Consider the following 26,801-nt stretch of genomic DNA (forward strand, 5'->3'; position numbering starts at 1 on the left):
CGGCGGAGTCGGGGGCGGGGTGGTCGTCCGGGTCGGCGAGGAGCACGTGGGCGTTGGTCCCGGTGAATCCGAAGCCCGAGACGCCCGCGACCCGCGTCCCGTCCCCGGCGGGCCAGGGTGCCGGGTCCGCCACGACCCGGACGTCCATGTCCGCCCAGGCGACCTGCGGGTTGGGTTCGGTGAAGTGGAGGTTCGCCGGGATCAGCCCGTGGCGCAGGGCGAGGACCGTTTTGATCACCGCCACGATCCCGGCCGCCGACTCGCAGTGCCCGACGTTGCTCTTGACCGACCCCACCAGCAGCGGCGAGCCGTCGCCACGGCCGGGGCCGAGGACCCGCCAGGCCGCGCCGAGCTCGATCGGGTCGCCCAGGGCGGTGCCGGTGCCGTGCGCCTCGAGATAGGAGACCGCCGAGCCGGGGAGCCCGGCCTCGGCCAGCGCGGCGCGGAGCATCTCCTCCTGGGCCCGTCCGCTGGGCGCGGTCAGCCCCGAGGAGGCTCCGTCCTGGTTGACCGCGCTGCCGCGGATGACGGCCAGCACGCGGTCGCCGTCCCGGCGGGCGTCGGCCAGCCGCTTGAGGACGACCACCCCGCAGCCCTCCGCGCGGACGAAGCCGTTGGCGTCGGCCGAGAACGTCCGGCAGCGCCCGTCGGGAGAGAGCATGTGCGCCCGGCTGACCGCCACCGACGAGGTCGGGTCGAGCAGCAGGTTGACTCCCCCGGCCACGGCGGCGGTGCTCTCGCCGGAGCGGAGCGAGCGGACGGCCAGGTGCAGCGCGACCAGGGAGGACGAGCACGCCGTGTCCACCGCGATCGCCGGCCCGTTCAGGCCGAGCGTGAAAGAGATGCGGCCCGCCGCGGCATTGAGGGCGGTGCCGGTGCCGTAGTAGGCGTCGACGTCCTCCAGTCCGCCCCGGGCCAGCACCCGGGCGTAGTCGGAGTAGCTGATCCCGACGAACACGCCGGTGCGCGAGCGCCGCAGGCTCCGGGGGTCGATGCCGGCGTCCTCCAGCGCATGCCACGCGGACTCCAGCAGCAGCCGCTGCTGCGGGTCCAGCGCGTCGGCCTCGCGCGCCGGGAGCCCGAAGAAGGCGGCGTCGAACCGGTCGACGTCCTGGAGGAAGCCGCCCTGGTCGGTGGTGAGGAGGGGCTCTCCCCCGGGCCCCGGCGGGCCGGGCGGCGGCCCGTCCCAGCGTCCGGGCGGCACGGGCCCGACGCCGTCGCGCCCGTCGCGCAGCAGCTCCCACAGCGCCTCCACGGAATCCGCCCCCGGGAAGCGCCCCGCCATCCCGACGATCGCGACGGGTTCGCCCGCCCCGCCGCCGCGCTCGGCGGCGGAGCCGGTCCCCGCCGTGGGGAGCGCCGCCGGACGCGCCGGACGCGCCGCGCGCGCCGGCGCGTCCGGGCGGGTCCGGGTGGGCCGCGCGCCGGAACCCGCGCCCCACCGTTCGAGGACGTGCGCGGCGAGTTCGGCGATCGTCGGGTGGTCGAAGACGTCGGCGGCGGCGAGGTCCGTGCCGAAGTCCTCCCCCAGGCCCGCCACCAGGTCCGCTGCCATGATCGAGTCGAGGCCCAGCTCGAAGAAGCCGGTGCCCTCGTCGACGGCCCGCGGGTCGTCGTGCCCGAGCTGGGCCGCCACCAGCCGCCGCAGGTGGGAGCGGGCGGCCGGTTCGCGGGCCCGTTCCGGGAGCGCGGCCAGTTCCGCGGCCACCGGTGTCGCGCGGCCGTCCCGGCCGGCCCGCCCGTCCGGCGCGGCGCCGTCCCCGAGCAGCGCGCGCGGCCGCAGGCCCGACATGACGCGGTCCAGCCGCGCCAGGTCGAGCGGGCAGCTCACGACATGCCCGGAGGCGCCCGGCGCCCGTTCGGCGAGCGCGGCGCACCCGCGCTCGGCGGTGAGGGCGCCGACGCCCACCCGCGCGTACCTCTCCAGGGCTTCCTCGTCGGCCATCCCGAGGCCGTCGAGCGTCCACGGCCCGTAGGCGATGCTCGTCGCCGGCAGCCCCCGGGACCTGCGGTGCGCGGCGAGCGCGTCCAGCCCGCCGTTCGCGGCCGAGTAGGCGGCGTACCCCTCGGTGCCCCACACCGCCGAGACGGACGAGACCAGGACGAAGAAGTCCAGCGGCCACCGCTCCGCCGCCCGGTGCAGCGACCACGCCGCGGCGTACTTGTTCCGGAGCGCGGCGGCGAACCCTTCGGCGCCGGTGTCCTCCGCCGGTGCTCGCTCCAGGCTCCCGGCCGCGTGGACGACGCCTCGCACGGCCGGCATGCCCGCAAGGGGCGCGCAGGCCGAGGCCAGCGCCGCCGGAGTGTCGCAGCCGCCGCCCCGGTAGGCCACCGAGACGTCCTGGCCGCGCAGCTCCGCGAGGAGTCCCGCCGCCTCGGCGCCGAGGGCGTCCTCGGGGCGGCGGCCGATCAGCAGCAGGTGGCGGGCGCCGCGCCGCACGAGGTCGGTGACCAGTTCCCGGCCCACCGCGCCGAGGGCTCCCGTCACGACGTAGGTTGCGTCGTCCCTGATCGGCAGGTGCGGCGCGTGCCCGGGGACGGCGCTCAGCCGGGCGCCCAGGATCCGTCCTCCGCGCACCGCCGCCAGGTCTTCGGCCGCGGCGCCGGGCCCTCGGGCGGCCTCGCCCGCGACGAAGCGCAGCAGGGCCCCGGCGTCGTCCGGCTCCGGGTCGGCGGGGAGGTCGGTGATCCCGCCCCACACCGTGCTGAACTCAAGGCCCATCACCGGGGCCAGGCCGTGCAGCAGCCCGTGCGACAGCGAGTCGACCTGGTCGTGGTCGTCGATCCGGCGGGCTCCCCGGGTGGTGACGAACGCCCGCGCCGGTCCCGGCCCGCTTGCGGCGCGCAGGCCGTGGACGGCCGCGGTGATGTCGGCGCACAGCCTGGCCGACGCTTCGACGCCGGCGTCCGCCGCGTCGTCGCCGGACAGGGACGGCGCCGCCTCCGGCACGAGGACCAGGGCGGTGCTCTCCGCCGCGCGGTGCCCGGCCCAGAAGCCCGACCAGCCGGCGGAGCCGGCGGGCAGGGGCAGGTGCTCCCAGCCGGCGTCGGCCGCCGCGGGCGCCAGCGCGTCCGGGCCGAGCACGGTGCCCGCCGCGCCGCGGTGCGCCGCGGCGCCGATCAGGAGCTTCATGAGCTCGACGTCGTCTCCGGCGAGGACCCAGGAAACTCCCGTGCCCTCCGCCAGCGGCTCGACGGGCTGCCAGACGAGCTGATGCGTCTCGGGCGGTGCCGTCTCGGGCAGGGCCGTCCCGGGCGGTGCCGTCTCGGGGGCGGCCGGTGCGGCGGGCTGCGCGGTGGCTTGCGGGGTGCCGGCCGATTCGGGTGCGTACCGGGTGCGCTGCCACGGGTAGAACGGCAGGTCGATCACCTGCCGCACGGTGGGCGCGCCCGCGCCGTCGTCCGCGGCACCGGCGGGGGCACCGCGGACGACGGTCACGCCGGCCGGTTCCGCGCCCGCCGCCAGGGCGCGGAGCCGCCGGGCCGCGGTGCCCGGATCGGCGGCCTCGATCCGGGCCCGGACGTCGAGCCTGGTCCGCCCGAAGGTGGCGGTGTGGGCGAACGCGGCGTAGTCGGCGGGGTCGAGCCCGTCCAGCGCGGCGGCGTACCGGTCCGCGAGCGCGCGCAGGGCCGCGCCGGTCTTCGCGGAGATCTCGAAGCCCCCGGCCGGCGCGCCGTCCGGCTCCGGCGCGGGGTCCTCGACGAGACCCGGTTCCCGCGGGTCGGCGAGGATGATGTGGGCGTTGGTCCCGCTCATGCCGAACGAGCTGACCGCCGCGTGGCCGCCGGCCGCCGGGTCCCAGTCGGTGAGGTCCGACGGGACGGTGATGCCGGTGCCCGCCAGGTCGATCCTCGGGTTCAGGGTGCGGAAGTGCACCAGCGGCGGGAAGCGCCGCTCGCGCAGGCTGAGCACGGCCTTCAGCAGCCCGGCCACGCCGGCCGCCGACTCCAGGTGCCCGACGTTGGTCTTGAGCGCGCCGACCGCGAGCGGCCGGCCGCCGTTCCGGCGGCCGAGCGCCGTGGCCAGCGCCTCCATCTCGATGGGGTCGCCGAGCGAGGTCCCGGTGCCGTGCGTCTCGACGTACCCGATGTCGGCCGGCTGGAGGCCCGCCTCGGCCAGCGCCGTCTCGATCAGGGAGACCTGCGACAGGACGTTCGGCGCGGTGAAGCCGCCGGCGCGTCCGTCCTGGTTGACGGCGGAGCCGCGGATCACGGCGTGCACCCGGTCGCCGTCCCGCAGCGCGCGGTCCAGCCGTTTCAGGACGACGACACCGCACCCCTCGCCGCGGGTGAACCCGTTGGCGCGGGCGTCGAAGGTCTTGCAGCGGCCGTCGGGCGCCAGCGAGCGGGTCTCCGCCACCAGGCGCATGGAACGCGGCGAGAGGATCAGGTTGGTCCCGCCGGCGAGCGCCACCTCGCACTCGCCGCGCCGCAGCGCCTGCACGGCGAGGTGGACGGCCACCAGGGACGACGAGCAGGCCGTGTCGACCGCGAGCGTGGGGCCGGTGAGCCCCAGCGCGTGGGCGATGCGCCCGGCCGCGAAGTTGTGGCCGTTCCCCGTCGTCCAGTACGCGTCCGGTTCCCCGGCGAGCCAGTCGCGGTAGTCCTGCCACATGATGCCGAGGTAGAACCCGGTCCGCGTCCCGGCGGCCGCGTCGACGGGCAGCGCGGCGTCCTCCAGGGCCTCCCACGCGACCTCCAGGAGGAGGCGGTGCTGGGGGTCCAGGTGCCGCGCCTCGCGGGGGCTGATGCCGAAGAAGCCCGCGTCGAAGTCCAGCACGTCGTCGAGGAAGCCGCCGCGTTGCGGGAGACCTCGCCAGTCCTCCGCGAACGGTTCCCTGCGCTCCGCCGGCATCGGGCCCACCAGGTCGCGGCCCCCGGCCAGCATCCGCCAGTAGCCGTCGAGGTCGCCGGTGCCGCCGGGCAGCCGCAGGCCGGCCCCGACGATGGCGACGGGACCGCCGCCCTCCCGCTCCTCCAGGCGCCGGCGCAACTCTCGGATCGTCGCGAGCGCCCGGGTGAGCGGAGTCCGCTTTCCGGCCGCGGTGCCGTTGTCTTCCATGGCCTCCGTTCCTTGCGGTCAGGTCCGCGCGTGCTGCGCGGAGGCGGTGGCGGCCGGGTCTGCGGGGCCGGCAAGCCGCTCGCAGAGCGCGCCGGCCAGGGCGGCGGGGTTGCCGTAGGTCCACAGCAGCGTCGGTGAGAGCTGCAGACCGAAGGCCGCTTCGAGGCGGTTGCGCAGTTCGAGGCTCATCAGCGAGTCGAGCCCCAGCGACTTGAACGGGGTCTCCGCGCCGATCCGCTCGGGGGCCGCGCCGAGGACGCGTCCGGACAGCTCGCGCACCTTCTCCTCCACCAGCCCGGCGCGGCTCTCCGGCGGCGCCTCCAGCAGGCTGGCGAGGAAGGCTCCGCCGGCGGGTCCGGACGCCCCGCCCCGCGCCGCGGCCGAGTAGAGCCGCTCCCAGCTCTTCAGCGAGGCGATCTCCGGATAGGAGTCGAACCATCGGCGCAGGTCGACGGGGACGTAGCCGATCACCGGCTCGTCGCCGTCGAGGAGCCGCGGCAGGGCCTGCCAGGCTTCGTGCGGGGCGATACCGCTCATCCCGCGCTCCTCCAGGCGGTCGCCCCGCCGCTGGTCCCGCGCGGCGAGCCCGGCCTCGGTGAACGGGCCCCACTGCACGCTCAGCGCGGGGAGCCCCCGGCGACGCCTGCGCACCGCGAAGGCGTCGAGGTAGGCGTTGGCCGCGGCATAGGCGGCCTGGCCGGGGTTGCCGATCAGGCCGGCCGCGGAGGAGAACAGCACGAAGAAGTCGAGCGGCTCGTCGGCGGTGACCGCCTCCACGTTCCGGGCGCCGTCGGCCTTGGGCACGAGGGTGCGGCGCAGGAGGTCCGGTGTGAGGTTGGCGATCGTGGCGTCCGCCAGCACTCCGGCCGCGTGCACGACTCCGCGCAGCCGCGGGAGCCCGTCCCGCACCGAGTCCAGGCCCCGGCGGAGGGCGCCTGCGTCGCCGACATCGCACTGCAGGGTCTCCACCCGCGTTCCGCCGGCCCGGAGGGCGGCGAGCCGCGCCTCGGCCTCGGCGCCGGGCGCCGACCGCCCGATCAGGAGGAGCGCGCCGGCCCGGTGGGAGGCCAGGTGCTCGGCGAGCGACAGGCCGAGCCCGCCGAGGCCGCCGGTGATCAGATAGGTGCCGTCCGGGCGGAACGCTCCGCCCGGCATCGGCACCGCGTCCACCCGTTCGACGGTCCCGGGGCCGGACACCACGGTCTGGGCGGCCCACCGGGCCGCCGCGCCGCCGTCCCCCGTGAACTCGGCGAAGGTGCGCCGGCGGGTGGCCGGAGGCTTGAGGGTCCCCTTCTCGACCAGCTCCCAGACCTCCCCCAGCAGCTTGGCGACGCGCGCCGGGCGGCGCCGGGCCAGGCCCGCGATGTCGGCGACCGCGAAGACCGCCCCGGTGCTCAGGGACTCCAGCGCGATGGAGCCGGGGTCGCCCTGCGGCCGGACGAAGTCCACGAAGCGGCCGCCGTCCGCGAGCACCTCCAGCCCGAGGCGCAGGACCGGACCGCCCACGTGGTTGACCAGGACGTCCACGCCGCCACCGCCGGTGAGGGCCCGCGCGCGGTCCGCCCAGGAACGGTCGGCGCGGTCCAGGACGTCGGCGACGCCGAGCCGCACGACCTGGTCGCGCTGGTCCAGGCTCTCGACCGTCGCGAGGACCCGGCCGCCGAGGGCGAGGGCCACCTGGACGAGGGCGAGCCCGGCGCCGCCGTCCTGGACGTGGACCAGCACGGTCTCGCCCGGGTCGAGCCTGGCGAGGTCGGCCAGCGCGTGCCACGCGGCGGTCATCGCGGCGGGAAGCGCCGCGGCCTCCTCGTCCGCCAGGTCGTCGGGGACGCCCCGGAGGTGCTCGGCCCGCACGGTGACGTGGGTGGCGGGCGGTCCCGCCGCGCACGCCGCGACCCGGTCGCCGGGTTCGAGGCCGGCGACGTCCGGGCCGACCGCGGCGATCCGGCCCGCGAACCCGGTGAGGCCCGCCGGCGCGGCGGCCCCGGACGCGGCGGGCGCGCAGGCGGCGATCTCGATCTCCACCTCGCCCGGCCCCGGCGGGACCCGTTCGAGCGGGACGCACCGGGGCTTGGCGGGCGCGCGGGAGAGCTCGACGCGGAACGGCTGCGGGCGGGTGCCCGGGACGGGCCAACGCTCCGCCCCCTCATCGGCCGGGCCCCGTGCCAGCCGGGCCACCGCGCGGCGCGCGGCGCGCAGGACGACCTGGTCGTCGCCGTCGTGGCGGGCCAGCTCGGCCGCGCAGGCCGCCGCCCAGCCCGGATCGTCCGGGTCGACGTCGATCACCCGGGCCGCCAGCTCGCCGTGCTCGCGCCGCAGCACGCGCGTGTAGCCCCAGTAGAGCGCCGAGCCCGGGTCGGTCTCGCCCGCGGACCCGCCCTCCTGCGCGAGCGCGGTGACGACGGCGAGGGCGGGGGTGAGGTCGTGGCCCGCGCATGCCCGGACGACCGAGGTGAGGCGGTCGAGTCCGGACTGCTGCGTCTCGATTCCGGCCGCTCGCGGCGGAGCCATGAAGACCACCGCGTCCACCGGCCCCGGGCCGTCGGCCGCCGCCGCGGGAGCCAGGACCGCGTCGATGTCGTCCGCCGTTGCGTGGACGACCTCGACGCCCAGCGCCGCCACGGCCCCGGACAGCTCGACGGCTGCGCCGGCCGGCTCGCCGAGGATCACCCAGCGCCGCCCGGCCGGGTCGCCGGCGGGCGGTACGTCCTCGTCCGATGCGGTCTCAACCCACTGCACCCGGTGCAGCCGGTCGTCGTCATGGCCGTCTCCAACGGCCGGCAGCGGCTGCAGGGCCAGTCCTTGGACGGTCATCAGCGGCTCGCGGTCTTCGCCGAAGACGCCGATGTCCATGCGGCCGTCCGCGCGGCGCTTGGCGTGGGACCACGCGGTGGTCACCTTGGCGCCGTCGCCTCCGCCCGCCCCGTCGAAGAGGACGATCCGTTCCACGGACGTCGGCAGCACGGCCGCGTCCTCCTCGGAGAGAGTCAGCGAGACCTGGAGCGCACCGTCCCACAGCGCCGGGTGCAGGACATGGGTCCTGGCGGACGCGTGCAGGCCGTCCGGCAACACCAGTTCGGCCAACGCCTCCCGCGCCTCCGCGTGCACATGCAGCTTCCGGAGGGTCTGGAAGGACGGGCCGTAACCGAGCTGACGGCGCTCGCACCGCTCGTAGAAGTCGCCGGTGGGAGTGGGTTCGACGTCCTCGTGCCACTCCGGGAAGCGGGGGGCGGCATGGTCGTCCGCCCGGCCACCGGTCCGTCCCGTGGCGTTCACCGCCCATGACGCCGCACCGTCCGGAAGCGACAGGAGCCTGCAGCGCCCGGCCTCGCCGAGATCGTCGCGCCATTCCACGGTGAGCGGGAGCGGATCCCCGGCCAGTGCCACCTCCTCCTGGAAGACGACATCCTCCAGGACGCCCGGCGGCGAACCCCGCCGGGCGCGGGCGGCGTTCACCATGAGGCTCAGCATCGCCGCCCCCGGGAGCACGGCCGTCCCGTACACCCGGTGATCGCCGAGCCACGGGAGATCCGCCAGCGACAGCTCCATGGCGGCGTGCCACGCGCCGGGGTCGCCGGGAGCCGGCACCAGCGGCGCCTCGAACCCGCGGTTCGCTCCGGAGCCGCGGGGCCGCTCGTCGGTCCAGTGGCGGTCGCCGCGCAGCGGGTAGCCGGGCACGGCCGGCAGGCCCGGTCCGGGGGCGCCGGACCCGCCGAAGGGTTCGAGCCCGGCCGCGTAGGACCCGGCCAGCGCCATGCCGAAGTCCGCGGCCGTGCCGCGGTCGCGGCGGAGCGTGGGCAGCACCGCGACCCGGCCGGGGCGGCCCTCGGCCAGCTGCTCGACGGCCGGCACCAGCACGGGATGGGGACTGATCTCCACCACGTGGGTGACGCCCTCGTCCAGGAGGACGCCCATGGCGTCGGCGAACAGCACCGGCCGGCGCAGGTTCTCCGCCCAGTACTCCGCGTCCATCTCCGGCCCGTCCAGGCGCCGGCACGAGACCGTGGACATCAGCTCGATGGAGCCGCGGCGCGGCACCGCGGGCGCGAGCTCGGAGAGCAGCTCCGCGCGCAGCGGGTCCATCTGCGGGCTGTGCGAGGCGTAGTCGACGTTCACCAGCCGGCAGTAGACGCCGTCCGCTTCGAGCACTTCCTTGAGGACCAGCACGGCCTCCTCGTCCCCCGACAGCACGCACGAGCTCGGGCCGTTGTGGACGGCGAGGGACACGCTGTCCTCGAACCCCTCCAGCGCGGCCTGCGCCGCCGTCCGGTCGAGGTCGACGGCGAGCATCCGGCCCCGGCCGGACGTCCGGCGCGCGATCGCGCTCCGGCGCGCCATCACCAGCGCGGCGTCCTCGTACGACAGGACGCCCGCCAGCGTCGCGGCGGTGATCTCGCCCTGGCTGTGGCCCAGCACGACGTCGGGTTCCACGCCGGCGCCCCGCCACAGCTCGGCGAGGCCGAGCGCCATCGTCCACAGCGTCGGCTGGAGCATGTCGATCCTGGTCATCCACTCCTCGCCCGACTCGCCGGTGAACACGGCGAGCGGGTCCCAGGCGACGTGCGGCCGGAGCGCCTCGGCGCATCTCTCGACGGTCGCGGCGAACAGCGGGCTCTCGGCGCAGAGGGCCCGGCCCATCCCGCTCCATTGCGAGCCCTGGCCGGGGAAGACGAACGCCGTCCGGCCGCGGGGGACCGCCCGGCCCGTCGCCACGGCCGGGTGCTCGCCGGCCGCGTCCGGCCCGGCGGCCAGCGCGGCCAGCGCGCTCTCAAGGCCGTCGCCGCCGGCGGCGACGATCCCCGCGCGCTCCGGGAAGTGATCCCGGCGCGGGCCGAGGACCGCCTGCAACTCGTCCGTCCCGACCGGGGCGGCGGCGACGAAGTCGCCGAGTTCGCGGGCCCGTTCGGCGAGCACCGGGCGATCCTTGGCCGACAGCGGGACGATCGCCGGGAGGCCCGTCGGCGTCCGGGCGGAGTCGGCCGCCGGGGTCTCGCATGCCTGCGGAGCGCTGCGCACGACCACATGGGCGTTGGTGCCGCCCCAGCCGAACGAGTTGACCCCCATGTAGAGGGGACCGCCGTCCGGCAGTTCGAGCGGCTCCCGGACCACCCGCACGTTGATGTCCTCGAACGGGATCCGGGGGTTCAGCTCGGCCGAATGCAGGCTCGGCGGCACCACCCGGTGCCGGAGCGCCAGCAGGACCTTGAACAGGCCCGCCAGCCCCGCGCACGCCTCCAGATGCCCGATATTGGTCTTGATCGAGCCGATCGGCAGCGGCCCGCCGTCCCGCCCGGTCCCGAGCACCCGCCCGATGGCGCCGGCCTCGATCGGGTCGCCGCGGCCCGTGCCGGTGCCGTGCGCCTCGAGGTATGCCAGCGCCTGGTAGGGCACGCCGCCGGCGAGATAGGCGCGGGTCAGCAGGTCCTCCTGGCCCTCCCGGCTCGGCGTCACCAGGCTGTCGCCGCCGCCGTCGTTGTTGACCACGGTGCGGACGATGACGCCGTGGATCCGGTCGCCGTCGTCGAGCGCGCGCTTCAGCGTCTTCACGTACAGCGCCGCGACGCCCTCACCGCGGACGAAGCCGTTGGCGGACGCGGAGAAGGCGGCGCATCGCCCGTCCGGTGACAGGCCCCCGAAATGGGTCAGCCCCACGGTCACATGGGGATCGAGCATGAGGTTGGCGCCGCCGACCACCGCGGCCTCGATCTCCCCCTCGCGCAGCGCCTGGCCGGCGAGGTGCAGCGCGACGAGCGAGGAGGAGCAGCCCGTCTCGACCGTCAGGCTCGGGCCGCGCAGCCCGAAGAAGTAGGAGAGGCGGGCCGCGATCACGTCGAGCGCGTTGCCCACCAGGCTGTGCGGCGTGGGCCGCACCCCCCGGGCGATGCGCATCAGCTCGTAGTCGTGCCAGGAGCAGCCGATGTAGACGCCCGTCCTGGTCCCGCCGAGCGCGGCGGCGGGCCGGCCCGCGTCCTCCAGCGCCCGCCAGGTCAGCTCCATCAGCAGGCGCTGCTGCGGATCGAGGACCTGGGCCTCGCGCGGCGAGACGCCGAAGAACCCGGCATCGAAGCGGTCGACGCCGTCGATGAATCCGCCGACCGCCTGGATCTCCCGCTCGGGGTCCAGCGGCGCGGTGGCGTCCCACCGCTCGGGCGGGACCGGGCCGATCGCGTCGCGCCCGTCCATCAGCAGGCTCCAGAGCCCGTCGACGTCCGCGGCACCGGGGAACCTGCCCGCCATGCCGACGACGGCGATCAGCTTCTCCGGATCGTGTGCTGCGTTGTGGTCCATGCGCTGCCTTCTCGTGCGGTTGCGGGGGCCGGGGGCGTGCGGTGCTACTCGCGGAAGCGCATGCGGACGAGGCCCTTGCTGGCGCGGATCATCCGCGGGCCGATCTCGGGAGGGGCCTCCCTGCGGCACCAGATGGCGTTCTTCGCCATCTTCAGCGGTGTCATGTTGAAGCAGCGGGTGTCGCGCTCACCCAGCCGGAACGCCGGCGCGATGTAGTCGGCGTCCTTGATGCGCCCGAGGATCCGCGCGGCGGCGGCGTCCGCGGTCACCGTGCCCTCCCGCACCGATTCGCACAGTTCGCGGGTGGCGATCCCCAGCTCGTTGAACCCCTCGCTGACCGGCAGCGGCGAGCCGGGGTGCTTGCTGTTCTCCAGATCCAGGAAGACCTTCTCGTCACCCGTCTTGGCGAACCGGTAGTAGGCGTCCTCCAGCATGACGTTGCCGAGCATCGTGCCGAGCATCCAGGTGCGGCACGTCGCGTTCCACAGCTCGTAGTCGCCGAAGCCGACGAAGGAGCTGAAGACGAGGTCGTCGTGGAAGTCGAAGAGTCCCTGCTGCAGCGCCTCCAGGTACCCGAACCGCTCCAGCGACCAGTTCCCGTCCCTGGAGGCCGCGATCAGCCGCCAGCCGAGGGCGTTGACGAGTTCGAGGGTGTTGGTGAGGCCGCGGGAGTACAGGGCGTCGATGAACCCCGCCGCGTGGGAGGTGAGGCAGTACCGCTCCCCCACCACCTGCTTGGCCGAGTACTGCAGCCGCCCCGTGGAGACCCAGGGCCGGACGGCCTTGGCCTCCTTGAACTGGTGCGCGATCTGCGGGAACCGTTCCAGGAAGGCGTTGAACTCCTGTTCCGGGGAGACGCCGTCCTCCTTGGGATGGACCCTCGGGTCGAAGGTCAGCCCGACGCTGCAGAGCTTGTTGATCGCCCCCGGATGATTGTCGAACGGGATGACCCAGAGCCATCCGCCGTCGAAGACATGGTGCAGGGTGCCGTTGTGCCACGGGTTCGGCTGGTCATGGCGCTTGGCGGCGGGCGCGTCGTCGAACGGCGTCACCCCGATCATGTGCGTGAAGATCGTGCGGGTGTGGGTGCGCGCCCTGGTGGGGGTCTCCCGCAGTTCGAACTTCTCCGCCAGCGGCGACCGGAAGCCGCTGCCGTCGACCACGTACGAGGCGCGGAACTCCTCGCCGCGGGCACCGCGGAGCACCGCCCCGGAGTCCGGGTCGATCTCGATGTCCTCGATCCTGGTGTTCAGCCGCGGGGTCGCGCCGTACTTGACCGCCACGTGGAACAGGTAGGCGTCGATGTCCTGCCTGAACAGGTGGGTCTCGGTCCGCAGCGCCGCCGGGACGACCAGCTGGTTGACCTCTTCGCGGTTCTGCGGCCGCCCTTCGCGGTGGTAGACGAACCCGAAGTTCTGCTTCCGGCCGCAGTTGGCCGAGACGTGCCGCCTGATGCCCTTGAAGCTCGACAGCGGCATGATCTCCGGCACCCGGTAGCGGTCGGCGATGAGCCGGGTCATTCCGGAGGTGTACGGGATGGTCGACTCGCCCACGGCGAACCGCGGGTGCACGCCCGCGTCCAGCAGCAGCACGCTCACGCCGTTGCGGGCGAGGATGGCGCCGAGCATGCCGCCCGCCATGCCGCTGCCCAGGATCGCCACGTCGAAATGTTCGGCGCGCCGGGGCGCGCTGGTGTTCGACTGCACTTGTCTCACCCTTCGCTTCGCGGGCCGCGACGGCCCTTCCGTTCTCTGTGGCGGCGGCGCGCCCGCTTCAGGGCGGCACCGCGGTCCGTCCCGTCGGCTCGCGGGCGCCCCCGGCGGCCGCCGGCTCGTCCGCGTGCCCGCGGAGGGTCAGCGACAGCAGGGGCCCGGTCATCAGCGTCGTCAGCAGCGTCATGACGACCATCAGCGAGTAGAGCGGGTCGTCGAGCAGGCCGAACTGCAGGCCGACGCCGAGGACGACGGGGCCGGTCAGCCCCCGCGTGTTCATCAGCGCGGCGATCGCGGCCGAGGGCCGCGCCGGCATCCCCTGGGTGCGCAGCCCCAGGTAGGTTCCGCCGACCTTGCCCGCCACGGCCACGGCCATGATCAGGCACAGCAGCCACAGGTCGGAGACGTCCAGCGAGGCCAGGTCGATGCGCAGGCCGGCCACCACGAAGTAGACCGGCAGCAGCACGGCGGTGAGCTGGCCGAGGCGGTCCTCCAGCTCGGCCCGCAGGGCCGGGCCGCCGCCGCCCCGCGGCATGATCAGCCCGAACAGGAACGCGCCCATGATCAGGTGCATGCCCATCGCCTGGGTCGCCACGGCCGACAGGAGCGTCCCGCTGAGGAGCACCGCGAAGGTCCACGGCGTCAGCGGCCCGCCGGCCCCGCCGGCCGACAGGAACCCGCGCAGCAGCGGCCTGACGACGAGGAACAGGAGGGCCGCGTAGCAGACGAACAGGCCCGCCCGCCACAGCGCCGCCTCGCCGCCCACCATGGCCTGGACGGCCGCGAGCGCGACCCACGCCGCGACGTCGACGATCGCGGCCACCGCCAGCGCCAGACCTCCCAGCGGCGTGGCGAACAGCCCCCGGTCCTCCAGGATCCTGGCGAGCACCGGGAAGGCCGTCACCGAGACGGCCAGCCCGATGAACACCACGAACGCGGCCGCCGGGCTCCCCTCCACCGGGTGCGCGCGCAGCAGGTGGAACCCCAGGCCGAGCCCGAGGCCGAAGGGGACAAGGGTGGCCCCGACGATCGCGCCGACGGCCGGCCGCCCCCTGCCCCGCAGCGCGCCGGTGTCGACCTCCAGCCCGACGGCGAACATGAACACCGCCAGGCCGAGGTCCGCGATCCCGGCGAGGACCGACTGGACCTCCGCGGGGAACAGCGCTTCGGAGATCCCGTCGCTCAGCAGCGTGGGGCCGAGCAGGATGCCCGCGACGATCTCACCGACCACCGCGGGCTGCCCCACGCGCGTCGCCAGCGCCCCGAGCCCGCGCGCGAGCACGAGGATCAACGCGAGATCCGCGAACAACAACTGCACCTGATGGCTGGTCACTGGCGGGCGGCTCCACTCACTTCTGATCGAACGGGCAGGCGCTCACGGCGGACCGGCTGGGCGGCCGATCAGGTCGTGGCCTCCACCGCACCTTCGGCGAGCAGATCGTCCAGCTGGATATGGAACAGCTCGTGCTTTCCGCTCAGGCCGGAGATCAGCTGCACGAAGTCCTTGGACGGCTCGTTCTTCTTCTCCGGATCGACGAGTTCCTGCGCCAGGCTGTAATAGAACTCCTCGTACTTGGTGCGGTCGTAGAACCGCTCGACGAAGGTCCTGATCTCGTCGAAGAAGGCGCGGTAGGCGCCGGCGTACCGGTCCAGCGCGGCCTTCTCGATCTCGGGATGGTCCAGGACCGTCCCGAGGATCTTCGCCAGGGTGCTGGCGGCCAGCGTCGCCAGCGCGACGCCGGTCGAGAACAGCGGGTCGACGAACGCCGCCGAGTCGCCCACCAGGACCCAGCCGTCGCCGTGGAAGGTGTGGGAGGTGTACGACCAGTCGCGGGCGCTGCGGAAGCCGCCGGACTGGCGGGCGTCACGCAGCAGGTACTTGAGCTTGGTGGTGCGCTCCCGCTGCTCGGCGAACAGCTCCTGCAGCGACTGGTCGGTCTTGCCGGCGTTCTCGGCGCGGGTCACGTAGCCGACGCTCTGCCGGTCCTTGTCGATGGGGATGGCCCAGAACCAGCCCTCGTCCAGGCCCTCGATGAGGATGTTCGTCCACTCGTCGCCGGGCAGCCGGTCGCAGCCGTCGAAGTACGTCCAGACGGCGACGTTGCGGAGCTCGTCGTGCCAGGTGATCTCGGAGAAGCGCCGGCTGAGGACGCGGGCCTGCCCCGAGGCGTCCACGACCATGGTGGCGCGCGCCTCGTGGACCTGCTTCTCGCCCTGGACCGAGTAGCGCACGCCGGTGACCCGGCCCGAGTCGTCCAGGATCGGCTCCTTGACCGTCGCCTCCTCCAGGACGTGGGCGCCCAGTTCGCGGGCCCGGTCGAGGATCAGCGTGTCGAAGTCCGCGCGGCGGGTGTGGTACGCGTACGCGTAGGGGCCGCCCTTGATGAACGAGAAGTTCCACGGGACCTGGTCGTTGCCCCACACGAGCGTCCCGCCGTACTTGCGTTCGAAGCCGCGGGCGTCCATGCGCTCGGTGAGCCCGAGCTCCTCCATGGGCCGCATGACCGCGGGGATGAGGGACTCCCCGATGTGATAGCGCGGGAAGCGCTCCCGGTCGAGGACGAGGACCCGGCGCCCGTTCTTGGCGAGCAGGCCGGCGGTGGTGGCGCCGGCGGGGCCGCCACCGATCACCACGACGTCGAATTGGTCAGGAATCCCGAAGAGATTGGGCGACATGCCGACCTTCCACTAATCCGGATACGGCTTGACCGAACCATCCGCGAACCCGATTCCGAGAACCGGACCGATCGATACCCCGCCATTCTGCCCAGCCGGTGCTAGAGAAAGTCTGCACGCCTGCTGGACGATGTCGAAACACAAATAGCCGCAATTTGGGAGATGACATGAAGGCGGCGGGGCAGAACAGTGGAAAGCGTCACGGAATCCGGACACGCCGCGCCCGCCATGCGCCGAAACCCGGCGATGGCGGCGAATGGGAACGGCCGGCGGACCGCTAGAGGCGGGCCGCCGGATGATCGATATGCGGAATGTTCTCCGTGCCGCTGAAGAAGCCGTTCCTGGCCCGCTGGTACCGCAGCACCCTGCGCAGCGCCTCGTGGCGGCGGCGCTCCGGTTCCTGCCGCGAGCACTCGGCGGCGTACGTGCCGATCAGCGTGTGGAACCGGTAGTTGTCGCGGCCTTCGGCGTCCAGCAGGTGGTTGTCGGCGAGGTTCTCCAGCAGCCCCCGGGCCGAACCCCACGGCAGCCCGGCCAGCGCGGCGGCCTCGGAGACGCAGAACACGGGCGAGCCGTACGCGCCCAGCAGCCGGAACATGCGGGCGGGCTCGGGGTCCAGCGCCCGGTACGAGGCCCCGAACACCGACCGCAGCGTCGCCTCGGGGTCGTTCTCCACCGCGAGCCGGTCGAGCCGGCTGTTCTTCGGGGTGTAGCGCTCGACCAGCTCGGCGAACCGCATCCGGGGATGGGCGGTGAGCTGCTCGGCGGCGAGCCGCAGGGCGAGCGGGAGGTGGCCGCACATCTCGGCGATGCGGACCGTGTCCTCGCGCTGCCCGTCCACCCGTTCCGCACCGATCAGGTAGGTGAGCAGGCTGATCGACTCGTCGAGCTCCAGCGGGGCCACCTCGACGCGGTGCGCCCCGTCCCGCGCCACGAAGCCGCTCTGCCGCCGCCTGCTGGTGATCAGGACGCAGGCGGGGCCGCCGGGGACCAGGGGCCGCAGCTGCTCGGGGTCGAGCGCGTCGTCGAGGACGATCAGCACCCGCCGGTCGTGCAGGAGGCTCCGGTACAGGGCCGTCCGCCCCTCCGGTTCGGCGGGCACGTGGCTGCGGCTCACCCCGAGGCTGAGCAGCAGCGAGGTGAGCGCCTCCGCGGCGTCCAGCGGCCGGCGCCCGGGGCTGAAGCCGCCGAGGTCGATGAACAGCTGGCCGTCGGGGAACCGGTCGATGAACTCGTGCCCGACCGTGAGGGCCAGCGCGGTCTTCCCGCTGCCCGCGACCCCGTCGATCACGACCAGCGGGGGCTTGCTCCCGGGCTGGGCCAGCCCCTCGTCGATGATCGCCCGCAGCGCGCCGAGCTCCGCCGACCGGCCGACGAACCCGCGCGCCTTCGGGGGGAGCTGCGCCGGGCGCAGCGCCACGAACTCCCCGGGGCCCCGCTCCCGTGGCCCCGGGCGGCCGAGCGGGGGCGGCCCGTCCGGTACCGGCGCCAGCAGCTCCGGGCTCCCCGCGAGGATCTGCGCATGCAGCTTGCGCAGGTCGGGGCCTGGCTCGATGCCCAGCTCCTGGATCAGCAGCTCCCGCGTCTCGCGGTACACCTCCAGCGCCCGCGCCTGCCTGCCGCACCGGTACAGCGCCAGCATGAGCAGCCAGCGCAGGCGCTCGCGGAGCGGATGCCGGGCGACGGAGGCGGTCAGGACCGCGGCGAGCTCGGAGTGCCGCCCCACCTCCAGCATCAGGGCGGCCCATTCCTCGGTCGCCGTCATCCGCAGCTCGAACAGGTGGGCGCGTTCGGTCTCGGCGAAGGGGCCCGGCACGCTCGCGTAGGCCTCCCCCCGCCACAGGCCGAGCGCCGCGTCGAACTCGCGGAGCGCCGCCGGTGCGAGGCCCTCCGCCAGCGACCGGCGGGCGCGCGCCAGCAGCTCCATGAACCGCTCGGCGTCGATGTTCTCCGGCGGGACGCACAGGCTGTAGCCGCCGCCCGTCGAGACCAGCACCTCGCCGGTGTCCCGCCGCCCGCGCCGGGGCTCCAGCACCTTGCGCAGGCCGGCGACGTAGGTGTGGACGCTGTTGCTGGCGGTGGCCGGGACCGTGTCGCCCCAGACGGCATCGATGATCTCGTCGATCTCCACGACCTCGTTCACCCGGCTGGCCAGCAGGCCCAGGACGGCGCGCTGCTTGGGCGGGCCTGGCGTCACCTCGGTCTCGTCCCGCCAGACCCGCATCCGACCGAGCAGCTCCAGCCGCACTGACCGTTCCGCCTCTGGCATGGTCCGATCACCTCCGAAGTCGGGATTGAGCACGGGATGAGCACGCCGGCGCCGCCGGGAACGCGCGCATGGACCCACCGCTGCGGACCCAGCCAGCCTCCGCGCCCGCACGCCCGCTGTCACCGCCCAGATTGCGCTGGGTCAAGGCCCGTGCCAAGAACGGCAGGTCGGGCGGCATGGACGGGGCCTTCCGGCCCGCATCCACGGGGGACGTCCGCCACCGCGCGGAGCAATCTAAGCGGTGACACGGTGCCCGCGGGATCCGAGCATGGGGCTTGGCGGCGCCGCCCGAGAGGCGACGACCGGAGAGACGAGACGCCGCCGAGCCGTGCCGGCTCGCAGGCACGATCGGGAGACCAGGAAGAGGTTCGGCCGTGGCCCTTGCCGTGAGAGCCTCGGGTACCGGCCAGGCGGCCTGGAGCGTCTGCCGCCGCTGCCGGACCCTCAGCCATGCCAGGCAGGTCGCGCGCCGCCTCGGCGTGTGCCCCGAGTGCGGATGGCACGCCCCGCTGAGCGCCGCGGACCGCGTCGAGCAGCTGCTCGACCCGGGAAGCGCCGTGCCTTTCGGGCCCCCGGTCGGCACCGCCGATCCCCTGGTCTTCCACGACACCAGGCCCTATCCGGACCGGCTCCGCGAGGCCCGCGCGGCCACCGGGCTGGACGAGGCCGCCATCTGCGTCCGCGGGACGATCGAGGGGCACCCGGTGGTCACCGCCGTCATGGACTTCCGGTTCATGGGCGGGAGCCTCGGCGCGGGGGTGGGAGACCGGATCTGCCTCGCCGCCGAGACGGCGTGCGCCGACGCGGTGCCGCTGCTCCTCGTCACCGCCTCCGGTGGGGCGCGCATGCAGGAGGGGGCGATCTCCCTCATGCAGCTTGCCCGGACCAGCGCGTCGCTGGCCATGCTCGACGAGGCGGGCATCCTCACCGTCTCGCTGATCACCGACCCGACGTACGGCGGCGTGGCAGCGTCCTACGCCACGCTCACCGACGTCATCATCGCCGAGCCCGGCGCCCGGCTGGGCTTCGCCGGTCCCCGGGTCATCGCGCAGACGATCAGGCAGACCCTGCCGCCGGGTTTCCAGACCGCCGAGCACCTGCTCGACCACGGCGGCATCGACATCGTCGCGCCGCGGGCCGAGTTGCGCGGGACGCTGTCGCGGGTGCTGGCCGCCGGACGGCCCGGCCACCTCCGGACGGGCGGTTCCGGCGCCCCGGCCGAGCGCCCGGCGCCCACCGCGCCGCCCGGGGAGCCCGCCCTCCTCGGCGACTGCGACCAGGTCCCCGAGCGCGACCCCTGGGAGACCGTCCGCCGCGCCCGCTCGCTGAAGCGCCCCACGCTGCGCGACCTGCTGCCGTACCTGGTGGCCGACTTCGAGGAGCTGCACGGGGACCGGCTCTCCGACGACTGCTCCGCGATCGTCGGCGGCGTGGGGGTGTTCGAGGGCCGGGCGGTGCTGGTCATCGGCAACCAGAAGGGGCACACGCCTCAGGAGCTCGCCCGGAACGACTACGGCATGTCCTCGCCCGCGGGCTACCGCAAGGCGGCACGGTTGATGCGGCTCGCCGGCAAGCTCGGGCTCCCGGTGCTCACGTTCGTCGACACCCCCGGCGCCCATCCGGGCGTCGAGGCCGAGGAGCGGCACCAGGCGGCGGCGATAGCGGCGAACCTGCGGCTGATGGCCCGGCTCCCGGTGCCGATCGTCACCGTGGTCACCGGCGAGGGCGGCAGCGGCGGCGCCCTCGCGCTCGCCGTGGCCGACCGGGTGCTCATGCTGGCCGACGCCGTCTACTCCGTCATCAGCCCGGAGGGCTGCGCCGCGATCCTCTGGCAGGACCCCGCCGCCGCGCCCGCGGCGGCGGAGGCGCTGCGGCTCGACGCCCGCGAACTCCTGCGGCTCGGCGTGGTGGACGCGGTCGTCCCCGAGCCCGCGGGCGGTGTCGAGGGCGCGCCCCGGGCCACCGCCGCACGCATCGCGGCCGCACTGCGCGTGACGCTGCCCGAGCTGGCGGACCGGCCGGCGGACCACCTGCTCGCCGACCGGCTCGCGCGCTACCGGCGGTTCGCGATGCCGCCGCCCGCCGCTCCCGCCGCCGGCCGCGACGAGCCCGCCGCGCCGGCCCGTCCCGAAGAGAGGCACTGATGACGCTGACCGCGGATGCCGTCGCCCAGCACGAACGAGACCGCAGCGCGCAGAACGTGACCGACCTGATCGAGTTGATCGAGGCCGTCCGGGACAACGCCGCGCGGCTGCTGTCGGGAGTCCCCCATCCGCCCGCGTCGCTGCGCCTGCGCGCCGGCGCGGTGGCGGTGGAGCTGGAGTGGCCGCCGGCCGGAGCGGACCGTCCCGCCCCGCCGTCGGCGCTCAACGGTGCGGCCGAGAACGCGGCCGGCGAGCGAGCGTCTTCCCCGCCGCCGGTACGGGAGGAGGACGGGCTGTTCCCGGTCCCCTCCCCCTCGGTCGGCGTGTTCTACCGGGCTCCCGAGCCGGACGCCGCGCCCTTCGTGAGCGTGGGCGACACCGTCGCTCGCGGGCAGCAGGTCGGGATCGTCGAGGTGATGAAGCTGATGCTCCCCGTGGAGGCGGACCGCGCGGGCCGGGTGGCCGAGATCGTGGCCCGCGACGGCGCCGAGGTCGAGTACGGCGAGCCGCTCCTGCTCCTCGCCGACCCGGCCGGGCGCTAGCCTCCATGTTCTCCACCGTGCTCATCGCGAACCGGGGCGAGATCGCGCTGCGGGTGGCGCGGACCTGCCGCGAGCTCGGCCTGCGGGTGGTCGCCGTGCACTCCACCGAGGACCGCGACTCGGCCGTCGTCCGGCTGGCCGACGAGAGCGTGCAGATCGGCCCGGCCCCCGCCCGGCGCAGCTACCTGAACATCCCCGCGATCATCGAGGCGGCGCGGCGCACCGGTGCCGACGCGCTCCACCCCGGCTACGGGTTCCTCTCCGAGGACGCCGACCTGGCCGCGGTGTGCGCGGAGAACGGCATCGCCTTCATCGGCTCGCCCGCGCCGGTGCTGGAGGTCTTCGGGGACAAGATCGCCGCACGCGCCCTCATGGCCGAGGCGGGCCTGCCGCTGCTGCCCGGCTCGATGGCGCCGCCGGGCAGCGCGCGGGAGGCGCGGGAGGCGGCGGACGAGATCGGCTACCCGGTGATCGTCAAGGCCGCGGCCGGCGGCGGCGGGAACGCGATGGCGGTCGTGCACGAGGCGGCGGACCTGGCGTCCGCCTGGCGGCGGGTGCGGACCGACGCGCAGGCCCTGTTCGGCGACGACCGCGTCTACGTCGAGCGCCACCTCGGCTCGGCCCGCCACGTCGAGGTCCAGCTGCTCTGCGACGCCCACGGCAACGTCCTGCCCCTCGGGACCCGCGACTGCTCGGTCCAGCGCCGCCGGCAGAAGCTCATCGAGGAGGCGCCCGCACCGCGGCTGCCCGGCGACCTGGCCGAGCGCATGTCCGAGGCGGCGGTGGCCGGTGCGCGGGCGGCGGGCTGCGTCGGCGCGGCGACGTTCGAGTTCCTGGTCTCGCCCGGCGGCTCGTTCGCCTACCTGGAGACCAACTGCCGGATCCAGGTCGAGCATCCGGTGACCGAGATGGTGACCGGTGTGGACCTCGTCGCGGAGCAGATCCGGATCGCCGCCGGCCGGGAGCTCGCGCTCCGCCGGGAGGACGTGCGGCCCCGCGGCACCGCCATCGAATGCCGGATCAACGCCGAGGACCCGGACCAGGGCTTCGTCCCCGCGCCGGGCCTGCTCACCGAGTTCCGGCTCCCCGGCGGCCCCTTCGTCCGCGTCGACACGCACGGCTTCCCCGGGTACCGGGTCCCGGCCGCCTACGACTCGCTGCTGGCCAAGCTCGTCGTCTGGGCGCCCGACCGCGACCGCGCGCTGCGCCGGATGGCCGCGGTGCTCGGCGAATGCCGGATCTCCGGTCCCGGGGTGCGCACCACCGCCGGCTTCCTGGAGCGGCTGATCGCCGATCCGCGCTTCCAGGACGCCGAACACGACACCGCCCTCGCGCTCCCCTCTCCCCCGGATCCGCGCCCGGTTCACTAGAGTGGTCGACCGGACACATGGCGTGATCGGTTGAGAGGGCGGTGCCGGTTGTTCTTTCTCGAGGTGTTCGTTCCCCGGGGGTCCGTCACCGCGGAGCGGCGCGAGCGGCTGGCCCGGCGCCTCACCTCGCTGGACGGCCTCACCGGGGGCGAGGCGATGCATCCCGGTACGGCCGCCGCCGTCCGCGAGGTGATGCACGTGGTCTTCCACGAGCCGGAGACATGGTGGACCGCGGACGGGCCCGTCGACGCCCGGAACCCGCGCTACCTCGTCCGCGTGCACGTGCCCAACGCCTGGCGCAAGGACCTGAGCGAGCCGTTCGTCCGGTTCGTCACCGATGCCCTGGCGGAGACCGACGAGGAGCGGCGGCGCGTCCGGGAGGAGCCGGTGGCCGAGGTCCACGTCATCGGCGTTCCCGAGCGGGGCTACGGGCTCCGCGGCCGGGTGCTGGGGGCCTCCGACCTGGTCACGATGCTCGGCGACCCGTTCCGCCGGTCCCAGGAGAGCGGGGAGGACGGACCGCTCCTCCCGGAGGGCTCGGTGTACGACCCCATGTGCGGGGCGATCGTCAAGCTCGGCCCGGACGCGGTCACCCTGGAGCGGGACGGGCGGACCTACGGCTTCTGCTGCGAGCACTGCCGCCGGCTCTTCGTCGCCGAGCGGCGCGAAGGCCGGCCCTGCTGACCCGGCGGAGTCCCTCGGCCGTTCCGGGCGCGGGCCCGGCGGGCGATGGCCGTCCGCCCGCCGGGCCCCGGCCGGGTCAGCCGGCGGCGTGCATGGCCTGCAGGCAGCACAGCAGGTTCCGTGACTGCTGGTTGAGGTAGTGGCTGTGCCGGTTCAGCTCGGCGAGCTGGGCGATCGTCACCCACCGGAAGTCGCCGTAGCCGTCGCCCGAGCCCTCCAGCTCCAGATCGGTCTCCAGGATGACGTAGCGGCTGCTGGCGGCCTGGAAGATGTCCGCCTGGTCGGTCAGCTTCGTCTCGAAGTGGATCTGCGCCGGGTCCGCCTCCTTCAGCTCCTTGAGGAAGCGCGGATAGGCGTCGGGCGGCAGCTCGTCGTAGAACGACGGGATGCACTGCAGGCTCGGGCCGAGCTCGGCGACGTCCACGTAGCCGCCCTCGAAGACCGAGTTGACCAGGACGTGCAGGACGCCGCCGATGTTCCGCACCAGGAAGACCACCAGGCCGTCCGCCGCGGTGCGGATCATCGGCTGGGTCCAGTGGTCGCCGCCGAGATCGATGTCCGCGCCGACGATGTCGAAGAACTGGAACTGCCGGTGGGTCAGGCGGCCCTCCGACAGATGCCACATGCCGGCGTCCTTGAGGTGGATGCGCTCCACGTTCATGTCGCCGTAGGTGCGCGCCCGGCTGAGCCAGCTGAGGATCTCGGTCGTGCCGTGCCGTGCCGGGGCGCCCGGCTCGCAGGAGCGGAGCAGCGCCGGCCGGAGGCCCGCGCCGCCGTCACCGGCCCCCTCCTCCGGCGCGCCCAGCAGGGAGAACGGCAGGCACGACAGCACCGAGCACGCGCTGGTGTTGACGGTGTCGCTCTCGGCGAGCAGGGCGTAGACCTGCCCGAGCGGCAGCCAGCGGTAGCCGTCGAGGACCTCGACGTCCTCCTCGACCTGGACGATCACGTTCCGGTTGCGCTTGCGGAAGAACCACGACCCCTGCTCGGACTGCCGCACGTCCGCGATGATCCGGCGGTCGCCGGGGTCGGTGAAGTACGACAGGTACGGGACCTCCCGGTCCCGGTTGCTCCACGTCGCCTGGACCGTCGGGCCGAGCTGCGCCCCGCCCTCGTTGCCCGGTTCGACCTTCGCCTGCATCAGCAGGTGCGGGACCCCGGCGAAGTCCTTCAGCAGGATGCCCAGGGTGCCCATGTCGGGCTGGATGATGATCGGGTAGTTGGTGTGCGAGATGGAGCCGTGCACGGTGGCGTGCTTCTCCATGGCCTCGATGGTGAAGAACCCGCCGTCGCGATGGGAGATGGCTCCCGTCGCGGGATCGGCCTGCCAGCCGTCGAGCGCGTCGAGGGGGACCTCCTTCACCTGCGCCGGGGTCCGCTCGGCGGCCGCCACCAGCCACGCGCGCACTTCCTCGTCGGTCACCTGGGCTCCGGGCGCTGGCGCTGTGCTTCCCACTGCGAATTCCTTTCCAGGACTCTTTCCGACGGCTCGGCCGGTCGTCGTCGCCCGGCGTGTCTTCAGCCTAGAAAGGCCCCTTCTCCGGGGCATCTCCCAAATTGCCGCGCGGTGATTTCCCGGAATGGCGCGGGCCGCCCGTCCCGGCGCGCCGCCGTACCGGGACGGGGGTCGCTCACTCGACCGGGACTTCCGCGCCGCGCGGCGGGGCGGACTTCAGCGCCGGCGAGCGCCGGGCCGCCCGCAGCGACCGGACCACCGTCGTCGGACGCATGACCGCGCTGGGCCTGGCCAGCAGGTGCTGCATCTCCAGCATCACCCGGTGCGCGGGCACGGACACGTGGCTGGCCAGCATGACGCGACGCACGTAGCGGTTGACCAGCGCGGTCCCGAACGGCCGGGGACCGGCCGTCTCCGGAAACATGAAATCGCTCGACGTCGACATCTGCCACGGCGTGTCGATCGTTTTTCCGCAGGCCCGGTAATAGCGCCGCGCCATCTCCGCGGTCGGCGCGCCGAACCGGTCCAGGCACCGCCCCAATATCTGCGCCTCCAGGGTCGCCACGGTCATTCCCTGGCCGTACAGCGGATTGAAACTGCAGATCGCGTCGCCGAGCGCGACGTAGCCGGCGGGCAGCCGCCGCAGCCGCTCGAAGTAGCGCCGGCGCGCGGCGGGGTAGGTGAACCGGTGCGCGTCCCCGTCGTCGACCGGTTCGCATCTGGCCAGCAGGTCGGTCATGTGCGGGTCGGGCAGGCCCGCCGCGAACGCGGCGAACCCCTCCGGGTCGACGGGCGCGTGCGCGCGGTGCCAGCCGCCGAGGGTGACCATCCACCGGTCGCCCTCGATGGCGAACGCCGCGGCGGCGCGCTTGTCGTCCGGCGGGACGCACGACATCAGGTACAGGAGACCGCCGTCCTCGCCGAGGGTGTCCTCCGGGGCGCGCCGCAGCAGGCGCGTGGTGTACCCCACGTCGATCTTGATCGTCGTGACCTCGGGAGCGGGGCAGTCCAGGTCCGCGAGCCACCGCTCGCTCCGCGTCGCGCTCCGCCCGGTCGCGTCGACGACGAGGTCCGCCGGGATCCTGTCCCCGTCGTCGAGGGCGACGCCCAGCACCCGGCCCGCGACGCCGAACAGCCCGCCGACCGCGGTGCGGTCCCGGATCTCGACGTTGGGCAGGGCCGCCACCCGTCGGCGCACGGCCAGTTCCAGGTAGGCCCGGCTGAGGCTGATCCCGAGCATCCCGCTGCGGAACCGCGTCCGGAGCGCGCCCATCTGGTAAAAGATCAGGTCGTGGCCCGGGTCGAACGGGACGGCGCCGCCCTCGATCAGCTCCTCGGTCAGGCCGGGGAACAGCTCCTCCAGCTGCATCCGCCCGCTGATGAGCAGCGCGTGCGCGTGCCCGCCCTGGGGTACCCCGCGCCGCGTCCGGGGCGCGGCCGGCAGCGTGTCGCGGTCGATGACCGTGACCCGCTCGAACCTGCCGGACAGGACGCGGGCCGCCACCAGGCCGCCGATCGAGCCGCCGACGACTACCGCGTGTTCACCGACTGGCCGCACGGCTCCTCCTTGCCCTGGTCCAGCTCATGTGCTGGTCCGGCTCGTCGTCGTCCAGGGCGCCGCGGGGGTCCCCGGACGTCCTGGTGATGCGGTCCGCCGCACCCATGAGGATTCTTGAGCGCGAAGGAGCGGGTGTCTTCTCCCCGGTTGCGCGACTGCGGAGCCGCTCCCGCCGCCCCGTCACGAGGGCTGCCCGGCCGCGGCGGCCTTCGCGGCGGGGCCGCGGCAGGCGTGCCCGTGCACTTCCATCGAGCGGGAGAAGTCGCTCCTGGCCCGCGGTCCCTTCCGGACGCGGTCGGGCAGGGGCCCCGCGCAGTGGGGGATGGTCCCCTCCAGCAGCCTCTCGAGGTCGAGCTCGACCGGCACGGCGGCGCCGGGGACGACGTAGACCGGGCCGAGGATGGCCGCCAGCACCGGCGTGCCGCCGCTCTCGTCGTGCGTCCTGACCGTGATCATCCACCGGCCCGGGGTGACGTGGGCGATGTGCGACGAGCCGTCCGGGTCCTCGACCACGCACGGCTCCACCGGCCCGCCGAGGACGAGCGAGGTCGGCACGGCCCGCACGACGAAGTCCCGGGCCGGGGAGAGCGCCGCGGAGCGGAGCGACACCAGGATCGACCCCTGGGTGCAGGGCAGGTCGTCGTGGTCGCCGGCGAAGCCGTCGGCGCCGTTGCCGAGCCGGGCGGCGCGCCGGTACCGTCCCGGCGAGATCCCCACCGTCCGGGTGAAACGCGATGTGAATGTGCCGAGACTCGCACATCCGACCTGCATCGCGATATCGGCGACGCTCTCCTCCGTGCAGAGCAGTTTCTGCCGCGCGACTTCCAGTCTCACCCCGCCGAGGAAACGCGTGGGCGGGTAACCGGTCTCCCGGCAGAACAGTCGCGATAGATATCCCGGGGTGAGATTGACCGCGGCGGCCAGCTCCTCCAGCGTAAGGTCTTCGTGATATCGGCCCCGCATCAGCTCGACGACATCGTCGATCTCCTGCCGCACCATGCCCCCTTGGTGTCACAACCTGAAGATCCCCAGTGAAAGCC

13 protein-coding genes are annotated in these 26,801 nt (G+C 74.4%); 4 read left to right on the top strand and 9 right to left on the bottom strand.

Annotation, left to right across the window (positions count from 1 at the left end; all coding sequences use genetic code 11):
• From E1289_RS14890 to E1289_RS14915, 6 genes are all read right to left on the bottom strand, one after another.
• A partial coding sequence (locus E1289_RS14890) for a beta-ketoacyl synthase N-terminal-like domain-containing protein (RefSeq protein ID WP_131980402.1) occupies nucleotides 1-5,062 on the bottom strand: 5,062 nt, incomplete at its 3' end.
• 18 nt (nucleotides 5,063-5,080) lie between these two features.
• Nucleotides 5,081-11,350, bottom strand: coding sequence for a type I polyketide synthase (locus E1289_RS14895; protein ID WP_207928974.1), 6,270 nt, complete (start codon nucleotides 11,348-11,350; stop codon nucleotides 5,081-5,083).
• Nucleotides 11,351-11,394: 44 nt separating this feature from the next.
• The gene (locus tag E1289_RS14900; RefSeq protein WP_207928975.1) at nucleotides 11,395-13,056 is read right to left on the bottom strand and encodes a tryptophan 7-halogenase; all 1,662 of its coding nucleotides are present in this window, start codon (nucleotides 13,054-13,056) and stop codon (nucleotides 11,395-11,397) included.
• A 67-nt stretch (nucleotides 13,057-13,123) separates the two neighbouring features.
• Complete coding sequence (locus E1289_RS14905; RefSeq protein ID WP_131980404.1) at nucleotides 13,124-14,395, bottom strand: cation:proton antiporter; 1,272 nt, start codon at nucleotides 14,393-14,395, stop codon at nucleotides 13,124-13,126.
• 68 nt (nucleotides 14,396-14,463) lie between these two features.
• Nucleotides 14,464-15,738 carry an NAD(P)/FAD-dependent oxidoreductase gene (locus tag E1289_RS14910; protein ID WP_131980406.1) on the bottom strand — a complete coding sequence of 425 codons (1,275 nt, stop codon included), beginning with the start codon at nucleotides 15,736-15,738 and terminating at the stop codon, nucleotides 14,464-14,466.
• 277 nt (nucleotides 15,739-16,015) lie between these two features.
• Nucleotides 16,016-18,007: a BTAD domain-containing putative transcriptional regulator gene (locus E1289_RS14915; RefSeq protein ID WP_131980408.1), complete on the bottom strand. Its 1,992-nt coding sequence runs from the start codon at nucleotides 18,005-18,007 to the stop codon at nucleotides 16,016-16,018.
• A 374-nt stretch (nucleotides 18,008-18,381) separates the two neighbouring features.
• On the opposite strand from E1289_RS14915, the gene accD reads away from it, so the two are divergent.
• The 4 genes from accD to E1289_RS14935 all read left to right on the top strand — a co-directional run bounded on the left by accD (nucleotide 18,382) and on the right by E1289_RS14935 (nucleotide 22,747).
• The gene (accD, locus tag E1289_RS14920; RefSeq protein ID WP_243712834.1) at nucleotides 18,382-20,151 is read left to right on the top strand and encodes an acetyl-CoA carboxylase, carboxyltransferase subunit beta; all 1,770 of its coding nucleotides are present in this window, start codon (nucleotides 18,382-18,384) and stop codon (nucleotides 20,149-20,151) included.
• On the top strand, nucleotides 20,151-20,693 hold the full coding sequence (locus E1289_RS14925) for a biotin/lipoyl-containing protein (protein ID WP_131980410.1): 543 nt from the start codon (nucleotides 20,151-20,153) through the stop codon (nucleotides 20,691-20,693). Before accD ends, E1289_RS14925 begins: the two co-directional genes overlap by 1 nt.
• A 17-nt stretch (nucleotides 20,694-20,710) precedes the next feature.
• Nucleotides 20,711-22,063: a biotin carboxylase N-terminal domain-containing protein gene (locus tag E1289_RS14930; RefSeq protein ID WP_279487345.1), complete on the top strand. Its 1,353-nt coding sequence runs from the start codon at nucleotides 20,711-20,713 to the stop codon at nucleotides 22,061-22,063.
• A gap of 63 nt (nucleotides 22,064-22,126) precedes the next feature.
• On the top strand, nucleotides 22,127-22,747 hold the full coding sequence (locus E1289_RS14935) for a YHS domain protein (RefSeq protein WP_131980414.1): 621 nt from the start codon (nucleotides 22,127-22,129) through the stop codon (nucleotides 22,745-22,747).
• 76 nt (nucleotides 22,748-22,823) lie between these two features.
• Here the strand turns inward: E1289_RS14935 and E1289_RS14940 are convergent, their stop codons facing one another.
• The 3 genes from E1289_RS14940 to E1289_RS14950 all read right to left on the bottom strand — a co-directional run bounded on the left by E1289_RS14940 (nucleotide 22,824) and on the right by E1289_RS14950 (nucleotide 26,760).
• Nucleotides 22,824-24,170: an NDP-hexose 2,3-dehydratase family protein gene (locus tag E1289_RS14940; RefSeq protein WP_165970476.1), complete on the bottom strand. Its 1,347-nt coding sequence runs from the start codon at nucleotides 24,168-24,170 to the stop codon at nucleotides 22,824-22,826.
• A gap of 208 nt (nucleotides 24,171-24,378) precedes the next feature.
• Complete coding sequence (locus tag E1289_RS14945; protein ID WP_131980418.1) at nucleotides 24,379-25,761, bottom strand: FAD-dependent monooxygenase; 1,383 nt, start codon at nucleotides 25,759-25,761, stop codon at nucleotides 24,379-24,381.
• 180 nt (nucleotides 25,762-25,941) lie between these two features.
• The gene (locus E1289_RS14950) at nucleotides 25,942-26,760 is read right to left on the bottom strand and encodes an AraC family transcriptional regulator (protein WP_131980420.1); all 819 of its coding nucleotides are present in this window, start codon (nucleotides 26,758-26,760) and stop codon (nucleotides 25,942-25,944) included.
• Between the last annotated feature and the right edge of the window lie 41 nt (nucleotides 26,761-26,801).

This window comes from Actinomadura sp. 6K520 (assembly GCF_004349245.1).
Lineage (GTDB): Bacteria > Actinomycetota > Actinomycetes > Streptosporangiales > Streptosporangiaceae > Spirillospora.

What these genes read in the sequence shown, in the direction of transcription:
- E1289_RS14895 (WP_207928974.1), bottom strand. Translation starts at nt 11,350, where the DNA reads ATGGACCACAACGCAGCACACGATCCGGAGAAGCTGATCGCCGTCGTC.
- E1289_RS14925 (WP_131980410.1), top strand. Translation starts at nt 20,151, where the DNA reads ATGACGCTGACCGCGGATGCCGTCGCCCAGCACGAACGAGACCGCAGC.
- E1289_RS14915 (WP_131980408.1), bottom strand. Translation starts at nt 18,007, where the DNA reads ATGCCAGAGGCGGAACGGTCAGTGCGGCTGGAGCTGCTCGGTCGGATG.
- E1289_RS14950 (WP_131980420.1), bottom strand. Translation starts at nt 26,760, where the DNA reads ATGGTGCGGCAGGAGATCGACGATGTCGTCGAGCTGATGCGGGGCCGA.
- E1289_RS14910 (WP_131980406.1), bottom strand. Translation starts at nt 15,738, where the DNA reads ATGTCGCCCAATCTCTTCGGGATTCCTGACCAATTCGACGTCGTGGTG.